The following is a 19,103-nucleotide window of genomic DNA, read 5'->3' as shown; positions in this document are numbered from 1 at the left end:
CGTGCGGCTACACCGCCCCGGCCCCCGTCAGCGCACGGACCTCGATCTCCGCATGCTTGGCGGTGTCGGGCGGTTCGGTGGAGGTGACCGTGCCTACCCAGCCGGCCAGGAAGCCCAGCGGAATGGAGACCAGGCCGGGGTTCTCGAGGGGGAAGAGCTGGAAGTCGGCGCCGGGGAAGAGCGAGTTCGGGCTGCCGGAGACGACCGGGGAGAGCAGTACGAGCAGCACGGCGGGGATCAGCCCGCCGTAGACGGACCAGACCGCTCCACGGGTGGTGAAGTTCCGCCAGAACAGGGAGTACAGCAGCACCGGGAGGTTGGCCGAAGCGGCGACGGCGAAGGCGAGCCCCACCAGGAACGCCACGTTGAGGTCCTGGGCCACCAGGCCGAGCCCGATGGCGGCCACCCCGATCCCGGCCGCGGCGACCCGGGCGACTGCGACCTCGCTGTACTGCTTGGAGCCCTGGCGTCTGAGCGAGGCGTAGAGGTCATGGGCCACGGAGGCGGACGAGGCGAGGGTGATCCCCGCGACGACGGCGAGGATGGTCGCGAAGGCGACAGCGGCGACTACGGCGAACAGAACCGTCCCCCCGGTGGACCCTTCGCCGCCGCCGAGTTCCAGGGCCAGCAGTGGCACCGCGGTGTTCCCCGCAGAATTCGACGCCCGCACCTCGGCCGAACCGACCAGTGCCGCCGCCCCGAATCCGAGCGCGATCGTCATCAGGTAGAAGCTGCCGATGAGCCCGATGGACCAGACGACCGAACGGCGGGCCGCGCGGGCCGTGGGCACGGTGTAGAACCGCGACAGGATGTGCGGCAGCCCCGCCGTACCGAGTACCAGGGCCAGGCCCAGGCTGATGAAGTCGATGCGCGCCGTCCAGGTTCCGCCGTACCGGAGACCGGGCGAGAGGAACCGGCTTCCGTGCCCGCTCCGTTCGGCGGCGGAGTTGAGCAGGGCGTTGAAGTCGCCATGGAAGCGGACCAGGACGAGCACGGTGAGCACGACCGCCCCCACCATCAGCAGAACGGCCTTGATGATCTGGATCCAGGTCGTAGCGCGCATTCCGCCGAGCGACACATAGATCACCATGAGCGCCCCGACACCGATGACGGTCCAGGAACGAGCGGCACCGCTCGTACCGCCGAGGAGCAGCGCGACCAGGCTGCCCGCGCCGACCATCTGTGCCACAAGATAGAGCACGGAGACGGTGACGGACGACGTACCTGCAGCGATCCGGACCGGGCGCTCCGCCATCCGCGCCGCAACCACGTCGGCGAGCGTGAACCGGCCGCAGTTGCGGACCAGTTCGGCGACCAGCAGCAGGACGACCAGCCACGCGACGAGGAATCCGACCGAGTAGAGCATGCCGTCGTAGCCGAAGAGGGCGATCAGCCCGGAGATACCGAGGAAGGACGCGGCCGACATGTAGTCCCCGGCGATGGCGAAACCGTTCTCCATGGGAGAGAACAGCCGGCCTCCCGCGTAGAACTCCTCGGCCGAGCCGTGCCGGTCACGGCTCACCCAGGTGGTGATGGCGAGCGTCACTGCGATGAAGGCGCTGAACAGCAGGAGCGCCGGCGTCTGGTGGTTCCCGTTCAACGCCCGATCCCCCGCGTCATCTCCTGTGTCTCCCAGCGCAGATCGAGCGCGGCCCGGTCCCTGCGCAGCCGCGCGTGCCGCGCGTACGCCCCGGTGAGAAGAAACGTCGTGAGGAACTGCCCGAGCCCCGAGACCATCGCGACATTGACCGCTCCGGCCACCGGACGGGCCATCAGTCCGGGTGCGGCGATCGCGACGACGACGTAGGCGAGGTACCAGACGAGGAAGGCAATGGTGGCCGGAATGACGAATCGCCGGTACCGACGGCGCACTTCCTGGAAGGCCTCGCTGCGCTGCACCTCCAGATAGATCTCGGCCGCACTGTGGCCGCGCTGCGGGTCCGCCGGCCCCGGATGCCCGGCGGGAGCAAAGCTCCCCGCACCATCCAGCTCGCCCCAGCCGGAAGCCAGCGCGTCGTACCACGGGTCGTCGAGCCGCACCGCTGCGGCCTCACGCCCTGCTTCCTTCTCCACCGAACAACTCCCCTTGTCCACGGACCACTTCGGCCGCGTACCCAAGAATGGGCAGATCGGGAAGATCCCGGGCACTTCATTCGTCCGTCTTCACCTCTTCAGGTGAAGGTCGATCCGGGCGACTGTGCGAGGCCCCGAACGTACGCATAACGAACGGCCTGTGCCCGGTCGCGCACTCCGGCCTTGGCCAAGAGGTTGTTGATGTGGCTTTTCACGGGACCAGGCGATCAACGCCCGCGGGCGGGTGCGGTTCCCCGCGGAGAGAGGCTCCTGGGACGGCCGGCTCGCCCAGGTCGTGCCAGTCACACGCGGTCCTTCCACGTCGGCTGCGACGCCATCCCGTCGGCGGGGCCACCGTACGCCGGACGCATCTGCCCGGCCCGCCACATCAGCACATCGCTGCGCACCGCCAACGTCACCGCGAGAGCCGACATCAGTGCCGCGCTGCCGTGGTGTATGCCCACCAGCACGGCAGCCCCGAAAAGAGCCGCACGCAGCGCCAGTCCCCCTGTCCGGACAAAGACGGTTGCGCTGGTTCCCTTGGTCCACAGCGAACCATCCGCCTCGCGCCACAGCCGCGAGGTCCAGCCCCAGCCGGCCCCGGTTGCGGGCCCCACCGCCGTTCCGCGCCCAGGACGGCCCCCGACAGCGACTCGTGACGCGGATCCACAAGCCCGTGCTCGCGCAGTGAAGCGGCGAGGAGAACGCCCGGCAGGATCCGCCAGTACTCGTCATCGGAGATCCGCTGTGCCGAGCACTGGTGGACCACGACAGCAGCGATGACGGCGACGATCACCAGGACATTGAGGAGCCCGGACATGGCTGCCTCCGAGACGCGGGAAGATTGAACGCCTTCGACGCTACGGAAACGACCGGGGCAGGGGATCGGCTCAGGGGTTGATCACGGGTGGAGACGCCGTCTCCACCCACGGGTGGAGACGGCAACGCTCAGACGTCGATGCGCGAGCGGTCCAGGGTCGCGGCCGAGCTGGCGATGAACTCCTTGCGCGGTGCCACGTCATTGCCCATCAGCAGATCGAAGACATGCTCCGACGATTCCAGATCACCGATGTTGATCCGCCGCAGGGTGCGGTGCCGGGGGTCCATCGTGGTCTCTGCCAGCTGGTCGGCGTCCATCTCGCCCAGACCCTTGTAACGCTGGATCGAGTCCTTGTACCGGACGTTCTTCCGCTGGAGCTCCAACAGCCGTTGGCGCAGCTCATTGTCGGAGTACGTGTAGATGTACTTGTCCTGGCCCTTCTTGGGCTGGACCAGCTCGATCCGGTGCAGCGGGGGTACGGCGGCGAAGACCCTGCCCGCCTCCACCATGGGCCGCATGTAGCGCTGGAACAGGGTCAGCAGCAGACAACGGATGTGCGCACCGTCGACATCGGCGTCCACGAGCAGGACGATCTTCCCGTAGCGGGCGGCGTCGATGTCGAAGGTTCGCCCCGACCCGGCTCCTATGACCTGAATGATCGCACCGCACTCGGCGTTCTTCAGCATGTCCGAGACGGACGACTTCTGGACATTGAGGATCTTGCCTCGGATCGGCAGCAGCGCCTGGAACTCGCTGTTCCGCGCAAGCTTGGCCGTACCGAGCGCGGAGTCACCCTCGACGATGAAGAGCTCGCTGCGGTCCACGTCATCGCTGCGGCAGTCGGCGAGCTTCGCCGGCAGCGAGGAGGACTCCAGCGCTGTCTTGCGGCGCTGTGCGTCCTTGTGCTGGCGGGCCGCGATGCGCGTGCGCGCAGCCGCCACGGCCTTGTCCAGGACCGCTCTGGCCTGGGCCTTGGCATCGCGCTTCGTCGAAGTCAGGAACGCCTTGAGCTCCTTGGAGACGACGCCGGCAACGATCCGGTTGGCCGCCGAGGTGCCGAGCACCTCCTTTGTCTGGCCCTCGAACTGCGGCTCCGCCAGCCGTACGGTGACGACCGCGGTGAGGCCCTCCAGCGCGTCGTCCTTGACGATGTCGTCCTCGGCGACGCGGAGAAGCTTGGCCGACCGCAGTGCCTCATTGACCGTCTTGGTCACGGAGCGTTCAAATCCGGTCACATGAGTGCCGCCCTTGGGGGTGGCGATGATGTTGACGAAGGACTTGAGATTGGTGTCGTATCCGGTGCCCCAGCGCATAGCGATATCGACGACGAGTTCACGGGTGACCTCGGTAGCCGTCATGTGACCGCGCTCGTCCAGGACCGGGACGGTCTCCTTGAACGTGCCATGGCCGGTCAGACGCAGGACGTCACAGACCGCCTTGTCCTGGGCGAGGTACTCGCAGAATTCGCTGATTCCACCGTCGAAGCGGAAGGTCTCCTCGGTCTTGCCCTGGCCGTCGAGGCCGCGCTCGTCGCGAACGACGATCGTGAGGCCGGGGACGAGGAAGGCCGTCTGCCGCGCACGCTGGTGGAGCGTCTCCAGGTTGAGCTTGGCGTCCTTGAGGAAGATCTGCCGGTCCGCCCAGTAACGCACTCTGGTTCCGGTGCGCGCCTTCGGCACCCGCTTGCCCTTGAGCAGGCCGTTGGCCGGGTCGAAGGGGCTGTCCGGCCCCTGCTCGGTGAAGATGCCCGGGACTCCGCGGCGGAAGCTGATCGAGTGGGTCGCGCTGCTGCGGTCGACCTCGACGTCGAGCCGGGCGGAGAGCGCGTTGACCACGGAGGCGCCCACGCCGTGCAGACCGCCTGACGCGGCGTACGAGCCGCCGCCGAACTTTCCGCCGGCATGCAGCTTGGTCATCACGACCTCGACGCCGGACAGGCCCGTCTTGGGCTCGACATCGACCGGGATTCCGCGCCCGTTGTCCCGGACCTCCACGGAATTGTCGTCGTGGAGGACGACCTCGATGTGATCGCAGTAGCCGCCCAGAGCCTCGTCGACGGAGTTGTCGATGATCTCCCAGAGGCAGTGCATGAGGCCGCGACTGTCGGTGGACCCGATGTACATCCCGGGACGCTTGCGAACCGCTTCGAGCCCCTCAAGTACGAGCAGGTGCCGCGCGGTGTAGTTGGAACCGTCTCGGTCTGCTCCGGTCAGCAGCGCAGTGGACGGCACGGACGTATCGGCGGTCACGCGGTTCGCTCCTCGCTGAATTTCATTTGAGGCCCAAGTGGGTAATGGGCTCGGCTTCGGTCGCCGCTGAGAGGGTACCGAGGCCTGGTAGAGCGGTTGTAACGCCACCCTCCGAGAACCCTCACACTAGTCCAGCCTCGCATACACGTTCGATCCGTGGCAGGAGTGACGTGCACATCACGTTCCCTTCCAGGCATGAACCATTTAGGCTCCGGGCACGTCCTCATGAACAAACCGGCAAGCCAGCCGGGAGGATCCACACAAGACAAGCAACGCGAAACCGTAGCGCTACGCAATACGGCACATTCGCCGCCAACCGGCAACAGACAGCCATCTTGAGAAGAAGTTTCGAAGAAAAGCCACGAGCGGGAACGTTTTCGGCCTGGTTGGATGTTGACCCTGGTACGACAGCTCGTCGAGCTAGAGAAGAGGCGACGTGACTACTGTTCTGACCCCCGCGAGCCCGCTGACCGCAGCAGACCGCTGCGACCGTTGCGGCGCCCAGGCATATCTGCGCGTCGTCCTGATCAGCGGCGGTGAACTGCTCTTCTGCGCCCACCATGGTCGCAAGTTCGAGCCGGAACTCAAGAAGATCGCCGCGGAAATACAGGATGAGACGGACCGGCTGACGGCCGTGCAGGCCCAAGCCGCCGAAGAGGAACAACACTGACACCTCGCATCCACGACGAGCCAGGGCCAGGTTCCGGACCGGCCGATGGGCGGCTTCCCAAGAGGAAGCCGCCCGTTCTCGTACCTACGCGGTGTTGTCGTTCAGCTACCGACCGGCATCCAGTCGACGGCGGCCGAGATCCGGGTGTACACGCCGGGGCTCCCCACCCTGCCACAGCCGTTCCCCCAGGACACCAGCCCAATGAGCCGCCCACGGGCCACCAGCGGCCCTCCGCTGTCGCCTTGGCATGCGTCATGCCCACCCTGGAGTTCGCCCGCGCAGAGCATCGCTGAGGCGTCGTACGTGCCATTCCTGCCGCCCGGGTACGCCTGCGCGCACAAGCTGTCCGGCAGGACGCTCACTTTGGCGGCGCGGAGTGACGACGCATAGTCGCTGTTACCGGTCGTGTCACCCCACCCATAGACGACGGCACCCGTACCCGGCTGGTATGCCGCGTCACCGGATTCGGCCATCGGAATCACGCTCGTCGCGGGCAGCGCGTCGGCCAGAGTGAGCACCGCCAGGTCTCCCGCGTTCGTGACAGGGTCGAATCGAGGATTGCTCCATGCCGCCTGAACCGGCACCTCCTTCCCGTCAGTCCCGGGCAGGGCGTCCCGGCCTGAGATGATCCGCAGATCGCGCACATTGCCGACGTCGACTCCGAGCGCCTCCCTGCTCAGGCAGTGCGCAGCGGTCAGCACCTTCTTCGGCGCGACCGCGACGCCGCCGCAGAACTGGCCGGCGCGCGTATCGCCGAACCGGTCCCGACTGGACAGCGCCACGACCCAGGGGCTGTCCTTGACGTGTGCGGGCTGACCACCGATGACGATGTTGTCCGCAACAGCCGGAACGGAGGATCCGGGCGGTACCGCGGCCGTGGTGGCCACCAGGGCGAGCACCCCGGTCATGGCGCGGAAGACGGTACGGGACATGCGCACTCCTGACTCTGTGATGAACCATTTTCACCCAGAGTCATCCGACCTGCCGTGTATCGCACCCGCAGATAGGCCGAGGGCCCGGCTCCCTTGCGGGATCCGGGCCCTCGGCCTGTGTTCTTCTGCGACCTGGTCCGTGTACTCCTGCGGCCTAGTCGAGGTAGTCGCGCAGCACCTGCGAACGCGACGGGTGGCGCAGCTTCGACATGGTCTTCGACTCGATCTGACGGATGCGCTCGCGCGTCACGCCATAGACCTTGCCGATCTCGTCCAGCGTCTTCGGCTGGCCGTCGGTGAGACCGAAGCGCATCGAGACCACACCGGCCTCACGCTCGGAGAGCGTGTCGAGCACCGAGTGCAGCTGCTCCTGGAGAAGCGTGAAGCTGACCGCGTCGGCCGGAACGACCGCCTCGGAGTCCTCGATCAGGTCACCGAACTCGCTGTCCCCGTCCTCACCCAGTGGGGTGTGGAGGGAGATCGGCTCGCGTCCGTACTTCTGGACCTCGATGACCTTCTCGGGGGTCATGTCGAGTTCCTTGGCCAGCTCCTCCGGCGTGGGTTCGCGACCCAGGTCCTGGAGCATCTGGCGCTGCACGCGGGCGAGCTTGTTGATGACCTCCACCATGTGCACCGGGATACGGATGGTGCGGGCCTGGTCGGCCATGGCGCGGGTGATCGCCTGACGAATCCACCAGGTGGCGTACGTGGAGAACTTGTAGCCCTTGGTGTAGTCGAACTTCTCGACCGCGCGGATCAGACCCAGGTTCCCTTCCTGGATCAGGTCCAGGAAGAGCATGCCGCGGCCGGTGTAGCGCTTGGCCAGCGAAACCACGAGACGGAGGTTGGCCTCCAGCAGGTGGTTCTTGGCGCGGCGGCCGTCCTCGGCGATGATTTCCAGCTCGCGCTTGAGCTTCGGCGCGAGCTTGTCCGAGTTCGCCAGCTTGTCCTCGGCGAACAGGCCCGCCTCGATGCGCTTGGCGAGCTCGACCTCCTGTTCGGCGTTGAGAAGGGGAACCTTGCCGATCTGCTTCAGGTAGTCCTTGACCGGGTCGGCGGTGGCGCCGGCGACGGCGACCTGCTGCGCAGGTGCGTCGTCCTCGTCATCGTCGGAGAGGACGAAGCCCTTGTTCTCGCCCTCGCCCTCCTCTTCCTCGCCCTTGCCGGCCTTGACTTCCTCGGCCACCTCGTCGCCGTCGAGGAGCTCGTCGTCCTGCTTTCCGGACTTCTTCGTTGTTGCCTTCTTGGCCGCCGTCTTCTTCACGGCGGTCTTCTTGGCAGCCGTCTTCTTGACCGCTGCCTTCTTCGCAGGGCCGGCCGCGGCAGCGTCGTCAGCCACCACGTCCACGGTCTCTGCCGACGGGGCGGCAGAGGCCGCGACCGTCCTGGTCACGGTTGTCTTAGCCGCGACAGTCTTGGTGGCGGTGCGCTTGACCGGGCTCTTTGCTGCGACGCTCTTGCGGGCGCGTTTGGACGGCTCCGCGGCACTGACCATCAGCGTCACACCCTCTTCCTCGAGGATCTGGTTGAGGCTGCGCAGAACATTCTTCCACTGGGTTGGCGGAATCTGGTCAGCCTCGAAGGCCCGACGCACGTCATCGCCGGCGATCTGCCCATCAGCCTTTCCCCGCTCGATGAGCGCCATCACAGACTCGGACTCGGCGATCTCCGGCGGGAGCGTACGGGATGTGCTGGCCGACACGAACAACCTCTCGGAACGATGGAAACGGCTTCCGGTCCGGCCCTGGAGAGGGCTGGAACCGACGACCGCCGGGCTGGGAATGTACCGACGGCGCGGGTTTGGCCTCAGAACTGCACAGCGCACTGAACGGCTGCTGTATTCCTTCCGCGGCGGTCACCTCTTAAGTCATCGCACTGTTTCGAGGAGTGTTACGCCCAATCCGCGTGGCCCGAGTCACACCTCATTTGCGACGAACGTGTCCACGGGTGACATCCCACCACAATTGTGCCGCCGGACCGTGGGGGCCCGGCGACACGTGGTTCGTACACCCTGGCCGTGCTGCGCTCAGTGCTCGCGGGGGGCGGGCACCACCCGCTCCACCTCGGGGTGGACGACGAGCAGTTGACGCATGGCCGCCTCGGCGCCGGCCGAGTCACCCGATGCGAGCGCGTCGACGATGCGTGCATGGTGACCGAGGGACGCCTCGGTGGGGCGGTCACAGCCCGTGACAGGACCACCCGAGACCTGCAACGCCGCGGAAACGATGCCGGAGAGGTGCTCGAGCATGCGATTGCCCGCTGCCTGAATGAGCAGGGAGTGGAATTCCACGTCGGCCCGGGAACACGTGACCCCATCCCCCTGCCCGAGCGCATGCCCCATGATCTCCACCATGTCGCCGAGGCGCTGCTGGATATCCTCACGACCATGGCCTGCGGCGAGACGGGCCGCGAGCGGTTCGATCGTCCACCGGAGCTCGCCCAGCTCGCGGCGCTGGTCCTCACGCTGAGGGCCGAAGGCGCGCCATTCGATGATGTCGGGGTCCAGTAGGTTCCAGTCACTGACAGGGCGCACCCGGGTACCCACATTGGGCCGGGCACTGACCAGACCTTTCGCCTCAAGAACGCGCAGCGATTCGCGTACGACGGTGCGAGAGACCTCGAAACGCTGACCGATCTCTTCCGGCACGAGGGGCCGGTCGGCGCCCAGATCACCGGAGACAATCATCTGACCCAGCTGCTGAACGAGTTGGCCGTGGAGGCCACGGCCCCGACTGGCGGAGCCCCGTCGGCCCGCACGGCCGAGGTCGGCATCGGGACCGTCCCATGAGCGAAGAGGGGCGCGCTCGCCGGCCGGCGCCTCCGCATACGGGTAGCGGTCGAGTTCACCCGGGCCGGCGAGGCCGGAATCGGCGGAGCGGGCGGCGGTCATCATGGTGTGCGCAAGGGTACTCACGCATCCTTTGTCGGCGCGGCTCAGCCGACCCTTGAGGTCTTTGGTGAAAAGCACACGAAAGGGTGATCGGCACCGGCCCCCCAATTGACGCCTTATTAGTGGAAATCGGGCACCTTTAAGGAAGTTGCCAGGCTCGAAACGGCCGACGCAACTCCGTGGTCACCAACGAACCCTGCTGCGAAGGCTGGTGAACAGATACGCACAGATCAGGGCCAACAACGACAATGACAGCGCGGTGCCCACGGGGTGCGCCACCACGCGCACGACAGCCGCCACCCATCGATCCGTCTCGTACGGCCAGCGCGGCCACACCAGTTCGCGAAGCCTGCCCGGAAGTCCGGCGACCGGACGGGAGGCCGACCCTGCCAGCACATGCTGGACAAACGGAACGACGAGTGCGGGAACGGCTAGTACGGCGGCGACTCCGGCCGCCGTCGCCCTGAACACTCCGGCAGCCAAGAGGCCCGCCCAGGCGCAGCCGACAGTCAGTCCCGCCCAACCCGCGCCCAGGAATGCCGAATTCGGTGACAGCCTGATCAAATCTTCGCCGTACACCAGGTGAATGGCTTCGGCGGACGCCGTCACGACAAGCACGGCGAGCACCAGGGCGACGCCTGCTGACACCACCAGCTTGGCAAGAAGCATTCCCAGACGCCGGGGTACGGTGCCTCGGCCCGCCGCGAGTGCGGGGTAACGGAACTCGTCGCCGAAGGAGAGGGCCCCGATCAGTCCGGCCCCGACTGCCGCGGGTGGCAGCGGCAACAGCGACGGCCAGCCCGCCAGCACCTTCGGCAGCTGAGCGTGGCCGGAGCGGGCGAGGAGAAGGGAGAGCCCGGCTGAGGCCACAAGAACGGCGACCATGACCAAGGTTGTTGTTCTGACACCGAAGAGGCGGCGCAGTTCGTAGCGCAGCGGGTGGAGCGGACCGCGGGCCGAGCGGCGGCGGATCCGCGGGAGCAGTTCCGGACCGGATGCCTGCGCGGCCGGTCGGGGTTCGATCCCCCTTTCGCCGGAGTCCGCTGGATCCGTGGGCTCTGCGGGATGTGCGGGACCGGCGTCGGCCACCTCGTCGGCGAGTTGGTGCACCGGAAGCCCGTGCCGGAATGCCGCGTCACCGATTTCCGCGCAGGTGGAACCGTAGACGGAGAGGCGGCCGCTTGCTTCGGTGACCACCTCGACCGAGCGCCTGGCCGCTTGGGCCTCACGGGCGAGGACGGCGGCGAGGCGAGCTGCGTGCGGGGTCCGGATCGCGACCCGGGGGCGGAGGCGGGTCCGCGAGAAGTCGTCGGCGCTCTGGTCTGCGACGAGACGGCCGCCGTCGATGGTCACCACATGGTCGGCGGCCCGCGCGGCTTCCTTGGGATCGGCGGTGGTGTAGAGAACGGTGCCGCCCTGGGTGGCGTGCGCCCGGAGCAGGCCGTGCATCCAGCACTCCTCACGCGAAGAAAGACCTTCTGCGGGATTGTCGAGGATGAGCGTGTGCGGGTCGCCGAGCAGAGCCGAAGCCAGGGCGAGCAGGCGGTCCATGCCGAGCGAGAGTGTGCCGACGCGCTGATCCCGGAGCCCGGCGAGGCCTACGGCCTCGAGCAGTTCGTCGGCCCGGGATGCCGGCACACCTGCGGCGGCGCAGAGCATACGGAGCTGACCGCGGACGGTGCGGGCGGGATGACCCGGTACGTCCCCGAGGAGCACTCCGACCTCCCGCGCCGGGCGCGGAATGCGGTGCAGCGGTCTGCCCCGGAAGTAGGTGACCCCTCGCCCCGGGTCGAGTCCGAGCATGAGACGGAGGGTGGAGGTCTTACCCGAGCCGGGGTCACCCAGAAGTACGGTGACGTGGCCTGGTCGGGCCTCGAAGGTGAGGTCGTGCACGGCGGCCGGAAGGCCGCGGCGGGGGGCACTGGTGAGTCCGATGGCCTGGAGCATCGCTTCTCTCGCGGAAGGTGAGACCGCTTGGCGGCAGGGCGGTACCGCAGCAAGATAACGCGACATATCCGATTTTTGGTGCAGCATCGACCTTGCGGGCGTTCCGCAGCGTCAGACTTCCGGCCTCAGCATCGGCGGGTTGAGCACCGTGGCCGCGCCGGCCCGGAAAAGCTGGGCAGGACGACCACCCTGCCGAGTGGTCGTGCCGCCGGCAGGCACCAGGAAGCCTGGCGTACCTGTCACCTTGCGGTGAAAGTTCCGCGGGTCGAGAACCACGCCCCACACCGCCTCATACACCCTCCGAAGCTCACCGACCGTGAACGCCGGCGGGCAGAAAGCGGTGGCCAGGGAGGAATACTCAATCTTGGAACGCGCCCGTTCCACCCCGTCGGCAAGGATCTGCGCATGATCGAAGGCGAGCAGGGTCTGGTCTTCGCCCTCATGACCGAGCCCGCCCTCCGGCCCGAGCAGATCCTCGACCGGTGCCCAACGCGCACTGTTCGCATCGCCGCCGGCCCGCGGCGCCGGCAGATCGGGGGCCAGGGCGAGGTGAGCGACGCTGACGACCCTCATCCGCGGGTCACGCCCCGGGTCACCGTAGGTGGCGAGCTGTTCAAGATGGGCACCATTGCCGACCGCCGGGGCTGCAGGATCCTGGGCGCACAGTCCGGTCTCCTCGACGAGTTCGCGCGCTGCTGCGGCTCCGAGATCCTCATCGGCTTTGACGAAGCCGCCGGGCAGCGCCCATCGCCCCTGGAATGGCGGCTCGCCTCGGCGCACCACCAGTGCACAGAGCGCATGACGGCGCACCGTGAGCACAACCAGGTCGACGGTGACAGCGAAGGGCGGGAAGGTCGACGGGTCGTAGGGCGGCATGCGGTGATCATAGTCGTCTGCCTGACGATAAACACTCCCTTCGCCGTGCTCGTAGGCACAACTGCGTTGCCGCGCACTTCGGCACGACTGCTGCTACCGGACTACTTCGGCATGATCACTCCACTCACCGCCCGGGAACCTCCGGGGCGCCGACCACCGTCCCCCCGGAGATCACCGGGTCCTGCACCACCTCGATTCCTCTTGCGCCATTACCTTGCGGCACGGGCGTCGAACCACAGTCAGCCCTCAGTACGCCACCGACCTCGTCTCGGTGGATTGCGTGCCGCTTCAAGCCGTGGCCGTACGGAGTGCCTGCCGACCGCAGCCCACGGCCGACGGCCGACGGCCGACGGCCGACGGCAATGATCACGACACCGTCGGCCCCCATACGGTCCGCGGTCATCAGGCGTGAAGCGGCGCGGGGCGAAGCGACGGGAGCGAGCCCGGGCTGCTGCGCACGCCGGCACCCTCCGGGCCTGCGCGCCCCGCACGACGGGGAGCGATGATCTCGGTGCCGGACCACCGAGGAGAGGTGTCGCGGAGCGACGAGGGGCGGCAGTCATCGACCGCTCCTGGACCCTCGACGGCTCGGAGAGACTTGCCCTGACCGGCGTCGGCCAACAGCCGCTTCGGGGCGAGTGGAGCCCGAAGAGGTCTTCCTTCGCCGAGTGGCGGTCGGGCGTACGCTGCGGGGCCGCGTCCGGTCCGGGCGTGGGCGCCGCCCCGTCCGGGCATTGCGCTCGCCCCGGAGACAGCGGCGTAGCGTCTCCGGGTCGAGACCCTGGTTGCACGCCTCGTGCAAGAGCTGAGCGAAGGTGTACCCAGGGTCCACCCGCAGAGCAAGACCCAGCGCGACCCGTGCACCCGGTTCATCGCCTGTCGACCAGGAGACCCACCCGGCCAGGGTCAGCGGCGCCGCGGCGTGCTCCTCGTACGGCGCGACACAGCGACGGGACAGCGCCCGCCAGAGCCGCAACGCGGAATCGGCTTCGGGCCCTTCCATCCATTCCGCGGCCTTGTCGCGGGTTTCCCGGTCCTGCAGTCCAAGGATCACCGCAGCGGCCTCGTCATGGCTGATCAGCCGGTCGTCATTGATGTCCGACACGGAGGGTGTCGCCGCCGGCGCCTCCCTGAGGCGCTTCATGAGCCTTCGGGCGAGTCCCAAGGTCTCCCGGGCCACGTCCTTGCGTCCCGCCTCGTCGAGGATCTTCGGCACCAGTTCGGCACCGGCCGAGTCGAGTGCCCGTTGCTGATCTGCCGCCGCCCCGGTGTTCAGTGGTTCGAGCCTGGCCTCCATCTCCCGCAGCGTTCCGCGCACTTGAATGCCCGCGTACGCAGCGGCAGCCGCCATCACAGAGGTGCCGGGCAGAGCCATCTGGTTCCCTTCGGTCGGGCAGCAGCGGCTGTCCGGGCAGCAGTACGACCAGTACCGGCCGCCAGAGATGCAGAGTGCTTCGAGTACGGGTACGTCGAGGGCGCCGCAAGCCGTGCGCAGGCGCTGGGCAAGGGGACGCAGCCGCTCCATCGTCTGGCTGCCGCTCTCGCCCTGGGCCGGATCCTGGCAGAGGAAGATGACGATCGCGTCAGGGCGCTCCCCACGCCGCTCGCTTCCCTTGATCAGGCATTCGGCAAGCTGCTCGGCGACGGACGGCCATTCCTGGGGTGACTGAGGGATGCCGAGCCTGAGCCGCCCGCCGAAGCGGCCCCGGCCGCCATGCAGGGCGACCATGACCACGCTGTCGTTCGGGTGGAACCCCATGAGATACGGGAGGGCGTCGGCGAGCTCGGCAGGGCCCCGCAGGGTGATCTGCTGCTCGTCGACCGGACCGCTGGATTCGTGGTGCTGGTTCATGGCATGACCGTCCCGCGGGCGGCCAAATTCCGCGACCCCTGTGGATAACTTTATCCACAGGGGTGCGGGGTCGTTCGCGGTTTGTCGTAGTCATCGGGTTGCATGGGGGCATGACCAACGCAGACCGCGCAGAGCTCAGGGCTTCGGCCGATTCCGTACTTGCCCGACTCGTCGGGGACACCTCAGGTGCTGCACGGCTGCGGGAGGACCAGTGGCGGGCCATCGAGGCACTCGTCGCCGACAAACGCAGGGCCCTGGTCGTCCAGCGAACCGGCTGGGGCAAGTCCGCCGTCTACTTCGTCGCGACATCGCTGCTCCGAGCGCGGGGCGGCGGGCCGACCGTGATCGTCTCGCCGCTGCTGGCGTTGATGCGCAACCAGGTCGCAGCGGCGGCCCGGGCAGGAATCAGCGCCCGCACGATCAATTCGTCCAACACCGAGGAGTGGGACACCGTCCAGGCCGAGGTCGCGGCCGGGGAGGTGGACGTGCTGCTGGTCAGTCCCGAGCGGCTCAACAATCCCGATTTCCGGGACCAGGTCCTGCCCCGGCTTGCCGCCGCGACCGGGCTCCTCGTGGTCGACGAGGCGCACTGCATTTCCGACTGGGGTCATGACTTCCGGCCCGACTACCGACGTCTGCGGACCATGCTGGCCGATCTGCCCGCCGGCGTACCCGTGCTGGCGACCACGGCCACCGCGAACGCGCGAGTGACCGCGGATGTCGCGGAGCAGTTGGGCACCGGTGCGGGCACGGATGCTCTCGTACTGCGTGGCCCGCTGGACCGGGAGAGCCTCAGCCTCGGCGTCCTTCAACTGCCCAATGCCGCACACCGGCTGGCCTGGCTGGGCGATCACCTCAAGGAACTCCCCGGCTCGGGCATCATCTACACGCTGACGGTCGCGGCCGCCGAGGAGATCACCACGTATCTGCGCCAGTGCGGGCACACGGTGGCGTCCTACACCGGCCGCACCGAGAACGCCGACCGCCAGCAGGCTGAGGACGACCTCCTTGCCAATCACGTCAAGGCCCTGGTGGCAACGTCCGCGCTGGGCATGGGATTCGACAAGCCCGACCTGGGTTTCGTCGTTCATCTCGGCTCCCCCTCCTCCCCCATCGCCTACTACCAACAGGTGGGGCGCGCGGGCCGCGGCGTCGAGCATGCGGAGGTGCTGCTGCTCCCGGGCAGGGAGGACGAGGCGATCTGGCAGTACTTCGCATCGGTTGCCTTCCCTCCGGAGGAGCAGGTCCGGCGGACGATCGATGCTCTTGCCCGGGCGGGCCGTCCGCTTTCGCTGCCGGCTCTGGAGCCCTTGGTCGACCTGAGACGCACCCGGCTGGAGACCATGCTCAAGGTGCTCGACGTCGATGGCGCCGTCAGGCGGGTGAAGGGCGGCTGGATCGCCACGGGTGAGCCCTGGGTGTACGACTCCGAGCGCTATGCCTGGGTGGCCCGCCAACGGGCCTCCGAGCAGCAGGCGATGCGCGAATACGCGACGACGACCGGCTGCCGGATGGAGTTCCTGCGCCGCCAGCTGGACGACGAGAATGCAACCGCATGCGGACGTTGTGACAACTGCGCGGGAGCCCGTTTCGACGACCGCGTCTCGGGTGCGGCACTGGACGGCGCCCGGGGCGAACTCGCCAGGCCCGGCGTGGAGGTGGAGCCCCGCAAGATGTGGCCGACCGGTCTCGCCGCTGTGGGTGTCGATCTCAAGGGCCGTATTCCTGCGGGAGAGCTGTCGTTCCCCGGCCGTGCGCTGGGTCGGCTCTCCGACATCGGCTGGGGCAACCGGCTGCGTCCGATGCTGGCGGCGCAGACGGCAGATGCCCCCGTTCCGGACGACGTGACGAACGCGGTCGTGAGTGTGCTGGCCGACTGGGCCAAGGGTCCCGGGGGCTGGGCCTCCCGGGGTGAGGACGCCGCACCCCGACCGGTCGGAGTGGTCACCGTCGCCTCACACAGCAAGCCGCAGCTCATCCAGTCGCTCGGCAGCCGCATCGCCGAGGTCGGCCGGATGCCTCTGCTGGGCAGTGTCACCTATGCGCCGGAGGCCGATGGTGTGCGGGTCTCGCAGACCAATAGCGCACAGCGGGTTCGGGCTTTGCACGAGTCGTTGGTCGTGGAACCCGAGCTGGCCGACGCCCTGGCCACGGCGAGCGGTCCCGTACTGCTCGTGGACGATCTCTCGGACACCGGCTGGACACTGGCCGTGGCGGCGCGACTGCTGCGACGGGCCGGGGCACAGGGGGTGTTTCCGCTGGTCCTCGCCGTTCAAGGGTGACGGGAGGCGTCATCCGGGCACGGCGTGGGCAGGGATATCAGAGTCATTCCGGCTGATTCCCGTCAGCTGCGCCATTTGCTCGTTGCCGCCCGCCGATACGCCAGGAAGAATTGGACTCGCTCCCCGCACGGCCCTTTCGCGGCCCTGAAGGGCTGTGCCGCGGTGCGCCCTCACTCGACCCTGCCCGCACCATGGGCGCGTATGCGAAGGGAGGACCGTGACCTTCGGATTCGCTCCGTCCGCAGCCACTTCGATATCGGCGTCTTCGGTATCCGCCGACTCCGCCAACCGCCTTGCCAGGATGCTCGAACCGGCCGAGTGGGCAGAAGCGGGCATACCGTTGCTGCGCAACCCCCGCGAGGTGGTCAGCGGCTTGCACGCCCGGCACCGGCCCGCACCGGAAACCGCTGTAGTCGCCGTACTCGACCATGAGGAACGCCTCACGGCCAGCGCCTCGTTCGCCCGCCGCTCCATAACCGCGGACGGCTGGGAGTTTCGCAACGCGCTGCTGGCGCACATACGCCGGGTGATTCCGCACGACCTTCGCCGCCGCACACCTGTCCGCACCGCCGTACTGCTCTACTGCCGTGAGGGCGACGAGCGTTGGACGGAGGAGGACGGGGCGTGGATGTGGGGTCTGCGGGACGCGTGCACACTGCACGGCCTGCGGTGCGGTGCGTACATCACGCTGACCCACGGCGGCTGGCAGGTGTTGGGCGAGGGCCGGGGCGGGCGTCGGCCCAACTCCACATCGCAGCCGTCCGCGCTCGCCGAAACGTCGCTGGACCCTGATCCGGTCCCGCTGCGCACCGGCGGCGGTGCGGTTCAGACGCTGCGGCGCACCGCAGCACGCTGATCCGCGGTCGCGGGCCCGGCCGCCCTCTCGGGCAGCCGGGTCACCACGGTCCTCTGTCCCCTACGGATCAGACGCCGGCGCCGAGCTCTGCGTTGATCCGCTGCGGGTCCCCGCACACGATCAGCAGGGCACCTGCTCGTTCACGGGCACCGGACAGCACACCGGTAACGGCGTCACCGCCGTCGCCGTTGACAGCGACGACCACTACAGGTCGGGGCTTGAGCCGGTCCGTGGCCGCGGCACCGGCGAAGAAGACATCGTCGCCGGCTTCGTGCTGCGCCCAGTAGGCGGCCTCACCGAAGGTGAGTTCGTGCGCAGCCCACGGGTGCTGTTCTCCGGTGGTGAGCACCAGGATGTCGCCCGGCGCGCGCCCGGAGTCGAGCAGCAGATCCACCGCTTCGTCGGCGGCGTCGAGCGCGCCGGCGGCCGAGGCGGGGATCAGCTGGATCTGGGGTGCGGAACGATTCTCCGACCGTGCCGCCTTCGGCTGGCCGGCGGCGGAGTGCGGGCGCTGCGCCAGGGGCGCGGGCCTCGCGGGGCCGGGTCCCGGGCGACCCGGGCGCGGCATGGCCGCTGAACGCGGACCGGGTACAGGACGAGGGGTCGACGCGGTGCGGCCTGTGGCCGGAGTGACGCGGGGACCCTGGGCGCTCTCGTGAATCTGAGGCTCCTCGGGGGTGAGAGGCATGGGTGGTTGTCTATCAAACGCTGACGCGCAAGGCATCAGCGGGTGGGTACATGTGCGCGATCAGAAGTCGAAGCCGAGTTGGCCCCCGCTTTCCAGTGCAGCCGCCTCGGCGGAGAAGCGGACCTTCTTGAGGTGCTGCCACCTGGGCAGCGCGTCGAGGTAGGACCACGAAAGGCGGTGCAGGGGTGTGGGCCCCCACTCCTCCAGCGCGGCCCGGTGCACGGGCGACGGGTAGCCGGCGTTGGCGTCGAAGGCGAAGGCGGCGTACTCGCCGGAAGCCGATCCCAGTTCGGCCATCATCGTGTCCCGCCGAACCTTCGCGATCACCGAAGCTGCCGCGACCGCGATACAGGACTGGTCGCCCTTGATCACAGTGCGGACCCGCCAGGGCTCTCCCAGGTAGTCGTGTTTGCCGTCGAGTATCACCGCGTCGGGTCGGACCGGCAGGGCTTCGAGGGCGCGCACGGCGGCGAGGCGGAGTGCAGCTGTCATGCCCAGGTCGTCGATCTCCTGCGGAGAAGCATCTCCCAGAGCGAACGCGGTGACCCAGCGCTCCAGCAACGGGGCCAGCTCCGCACGGCGCTTGGGGCTGATCAGCTTGGAGTCGGTGAGTCCGGCGGGAGGTCTGCGAAGGCCGGTGACGGCTGCACACACAGTGACCGGTCCCGCCCACGCTCCGCGTCCGACCTCGTCGACACCGGCGACGGTCTTGGCACCAGTGGTCGCGCGCAGTGAGCGCTCGACGGTGTGCGTGGGTGGTTCGTACGGCATGGCGCCTGTCAGCGTACGCCGATGGGTACGCCGACAACACCCCGGGGCGCCCGTCGGCCGACCCGGCCGCACGCCGGGCCGCGCAATGGTTTGCGGCACGGTCGTGGCCCTCGTTGTTCGGTTTGCTCCGGTACACGCACCAAGCGAGTCATATGTACGCACTCGGCGGTCGCGAACGCTTGTACCGAAGCCGGGAG

The 19,103-nt window shown here is 68.3% G+C and carries 15 protein-coding genes and 1 pseudogene; 3 read left to right on the top strand and 13 right to left on the bottom strand.

The window, feature by feature from the left end:
- Window positions 1–7: 7 nt before the first annotated feature.
- The 5 genes and pseudogenes from ACFU8Q_RS02690 to ACFU8Q_RS02670 form a co-directional block, all read right to left on the bottom strand.
- Window positions 8–1,600 carry a cation acetate symporter gene (locus ACFU8Q_RS02690; RefSeq protein WP_384446975.1) on the bottom strand — a complete coding sequence of 531 codons (1,593 nt, stop codon included), beginning with the start codon at window positions 1,598–1,600 and terminating at the stop codon, window positions 8–10.
- Entirely contained in the window at window positions 1,597–2,040 is a 444-nt protein-coding gene (locus ACFU8Q_RS02685; protein WP_384447019.1) for a DUF485 domain-containing protein, read from the bottom strand. Before ACFU8Q_RS02685 ends, ACFU8Q_RS02690 begins: the two co-directional genes overlap by 4 nt.
- A 131-nt stretch (window positions 2,041–2,171) precedes the next feature.
- Window positions 2,172–2,300 (bottom strand): annotated as a pseudogene (locus ACFU8Q_RS02680) (DNA-binding response regulator); the annotation flags it as partial.
- A gap of 75 nt (window positions 2,301–2,375) precedes the next feature.
- Window positions 2,376–2,690 (bottom strand): hypothetical protein, encoded by a 315-nt coding sequence (locus ACFU8Q_RS02675; RefSeq protein ID WP_384446973.1) that lies wholly within the window; start codon window positions 2,688–2,690, stop codon window positions 2,376–2,378.
- Between the two features lie 331 nt (window positions 2,691–3,021).
- Window positions 3,022–5,142, bottom strand: a complete 2,121-nt coding sequence (locus tag ACFU8Q_RS02670; RefSeq protein ID WP_384446971.1) for a type IIA DNA topoisomerase subunit B — start codon at window positions 5,140–5,142, stop codon at window positions 3,022–3,024.
- 436 nt (window positions 5,143–5,578) lie between these two features.
- Here ACFU8Q_RS02670 and ACFU8Q_RS02665 point away from each other — a divergent pair, with 436 nt between their 5' ends.
- Window positions 5,579–5,812, top strand: coding sequence for a hypothetical protein (locus ACFU8Q_RS02665; protein WP_024489001.1), 234 nt, complete (start codon window positions 5,579–5,581; stop codon window positions 5,810–5,812).
- Window positions 5,813–5,913: 101 nt separating this feature from the next.
- Here ACFU8Q_RS02665 and ACFU8Q_RS02660 read toward each other — a convergent pair whose 3' ends face one another.
- From ACFU8Q_RS02660 to ACFU8Q_RS02635, 6 genes are all read right to left on the bottom strand, one after another.
- Window positions 5,914–6,744 (bottom strand): S1 family peptidase, encoded by an 831-nt coding sequence (locus tag ACFU8Q_RS02660; RefSeq protein ID WP_384446969.1) that lies wholly within the window; start codon window positions 6,742–6,744, stop codon window positions 5,914–5,916.
- A gap of 154 nt (window positions 6,745–6,898) precedes the next feature.
- On the bottom strand, window positions 6,899–8,446 hold the full coding sequence (locus ACFU8Q_RS02655; protein ID WP_384446967.1) for an RNA polymerase sigma factor: 1,548 nt from the start codon (window positions 8,444–8,446) through the stop codon (window positions 6,899–6,901).
- A gap of 324 nt (window positions 8,447–8,770) precedes the next feature.
- Entirely contained in the window at window positions 8,771–9,658 is an 888-nt protein-coding gene (locus tag ACFU8Q_RS02650) for a FadR/GntR family transcriptional regulator (RefSeq protein WP_384446965.1), read from the bottom strand.
- A gap of 159 nt (window positions 9,659–9,817) precedes the next feature.
- A complete protein-coding gene (locus ACFU8Q_RS02645) occupies window positions 9,818–11,581 on the bottom strand; it encodes an ATP-binding cassette domain-containing protein (RefSeq protein WP_384446963.1) in 1,764 nt (587 codons plus the stop codon).
- Window positions 11,582–11,692: 111 nt separating this feature from the next.
- Window positions 11,693–12,457 carry an NUDIX domain-containing protein gene (locus tag ACFU8Q_RS02640; protein WP_384446962.1) on the bottom strand — a complete coding sequence of 255 codons (765 nt, stop codon included), beginning with the start codon at window positions 12,455–12,457 and terminating at the stop codon, window positions 11,693–11,695.
- Between the two features lie 559 nt (window positions 12,458–13,016).
- Complete coding sequence (locus tag ACFU8Q_RS02635; RefSeq protein WP_384446960.1) at window positions 13,017–14,309, bottom strand: DUF4192 domain-containing protein; 1,293 nt, start codon at window positions 14,307–14,309, stop codon at window positions 13,017–13,019.
- Between the two features lie 110 nt (window positions 14,310–14,419).
- Here ACFU8Q_RS02635 and ACFU8Q_RS02630 point away from each other — a divergent pair, with 110 nt between their 5' ends.
- Window positions 14,420–16,591 carry a RecQ family ATP-dependent DNA helicase gene (locus tag ACFU8Q_RS02630; RefSeq protein WP_384446958.1) on the top strand — a complete coding sequence of 724 codons (2,172 nt, stop codon included), beginning with the start codon at window positions 14,420–14,422 and terminating at the stop codon, window positions 16,589–16,591.
- Between the two features lie 217 nt (window positions 16,592–16,808).
- The gene (locus ACFU8Q_RS02625) at window positions 16,809–17,447 is read left to right on the top strand and encodes a hypothetical protein (protein ID WP_384446956.1); all 639 of its coding nucleotides are present in this window, start codon (window positions 16,809–16,811) and stop codon (window positions 17,445–17,447) included.
- 67 nt (window positions 17,448–17,514) lie between these two features.
- Here the strand turns inward: ACFU8Q_RS02625 and ACFU8Q_RS02620 are convergent, their stop codons facing one another.
- Both ACFU8Q_RS02620 and ACFU8Q_RS02615 read right to left on the bottom strand, forming a co-directional pair.
- Window positions 17,515–18,135, bottom strand: coding sequence for a hypothetical protein (locus tag ACFU8Q_RS02620; protein ID WP_384446955.1), 621 nt, complete (start codon window positions 18,133–18,135; stop codon window positions 17,515–17,517).
- Between the two features lie 60 nt (window positions 18,136–18,195).
- Entirely contained in the window at window positions 18,196–18,906 is a 711-nt protein-coding gene (locus tag ACFU8Q_RS02615; protein ID WP_384446953.1) for a ribonuclease HII, read from the bottom strand.
- Window positions 18,907–19,103 lie beyond the last annotated feature (197 nt).

It is taken from the genome of Streptomyces sp. NPDC057543 (assembly GCF_042801895.1).
In the GTDB taxonomy this organism is placed as follows: domain Bacteria; phylum Actinomycetota; class Actinomycetes; order Streptomycetales; family Streptomycetaceae; genus Streptomyces.
This window is presented reverse-complemented; position numbering and strand designations above follow the sequence as displayed.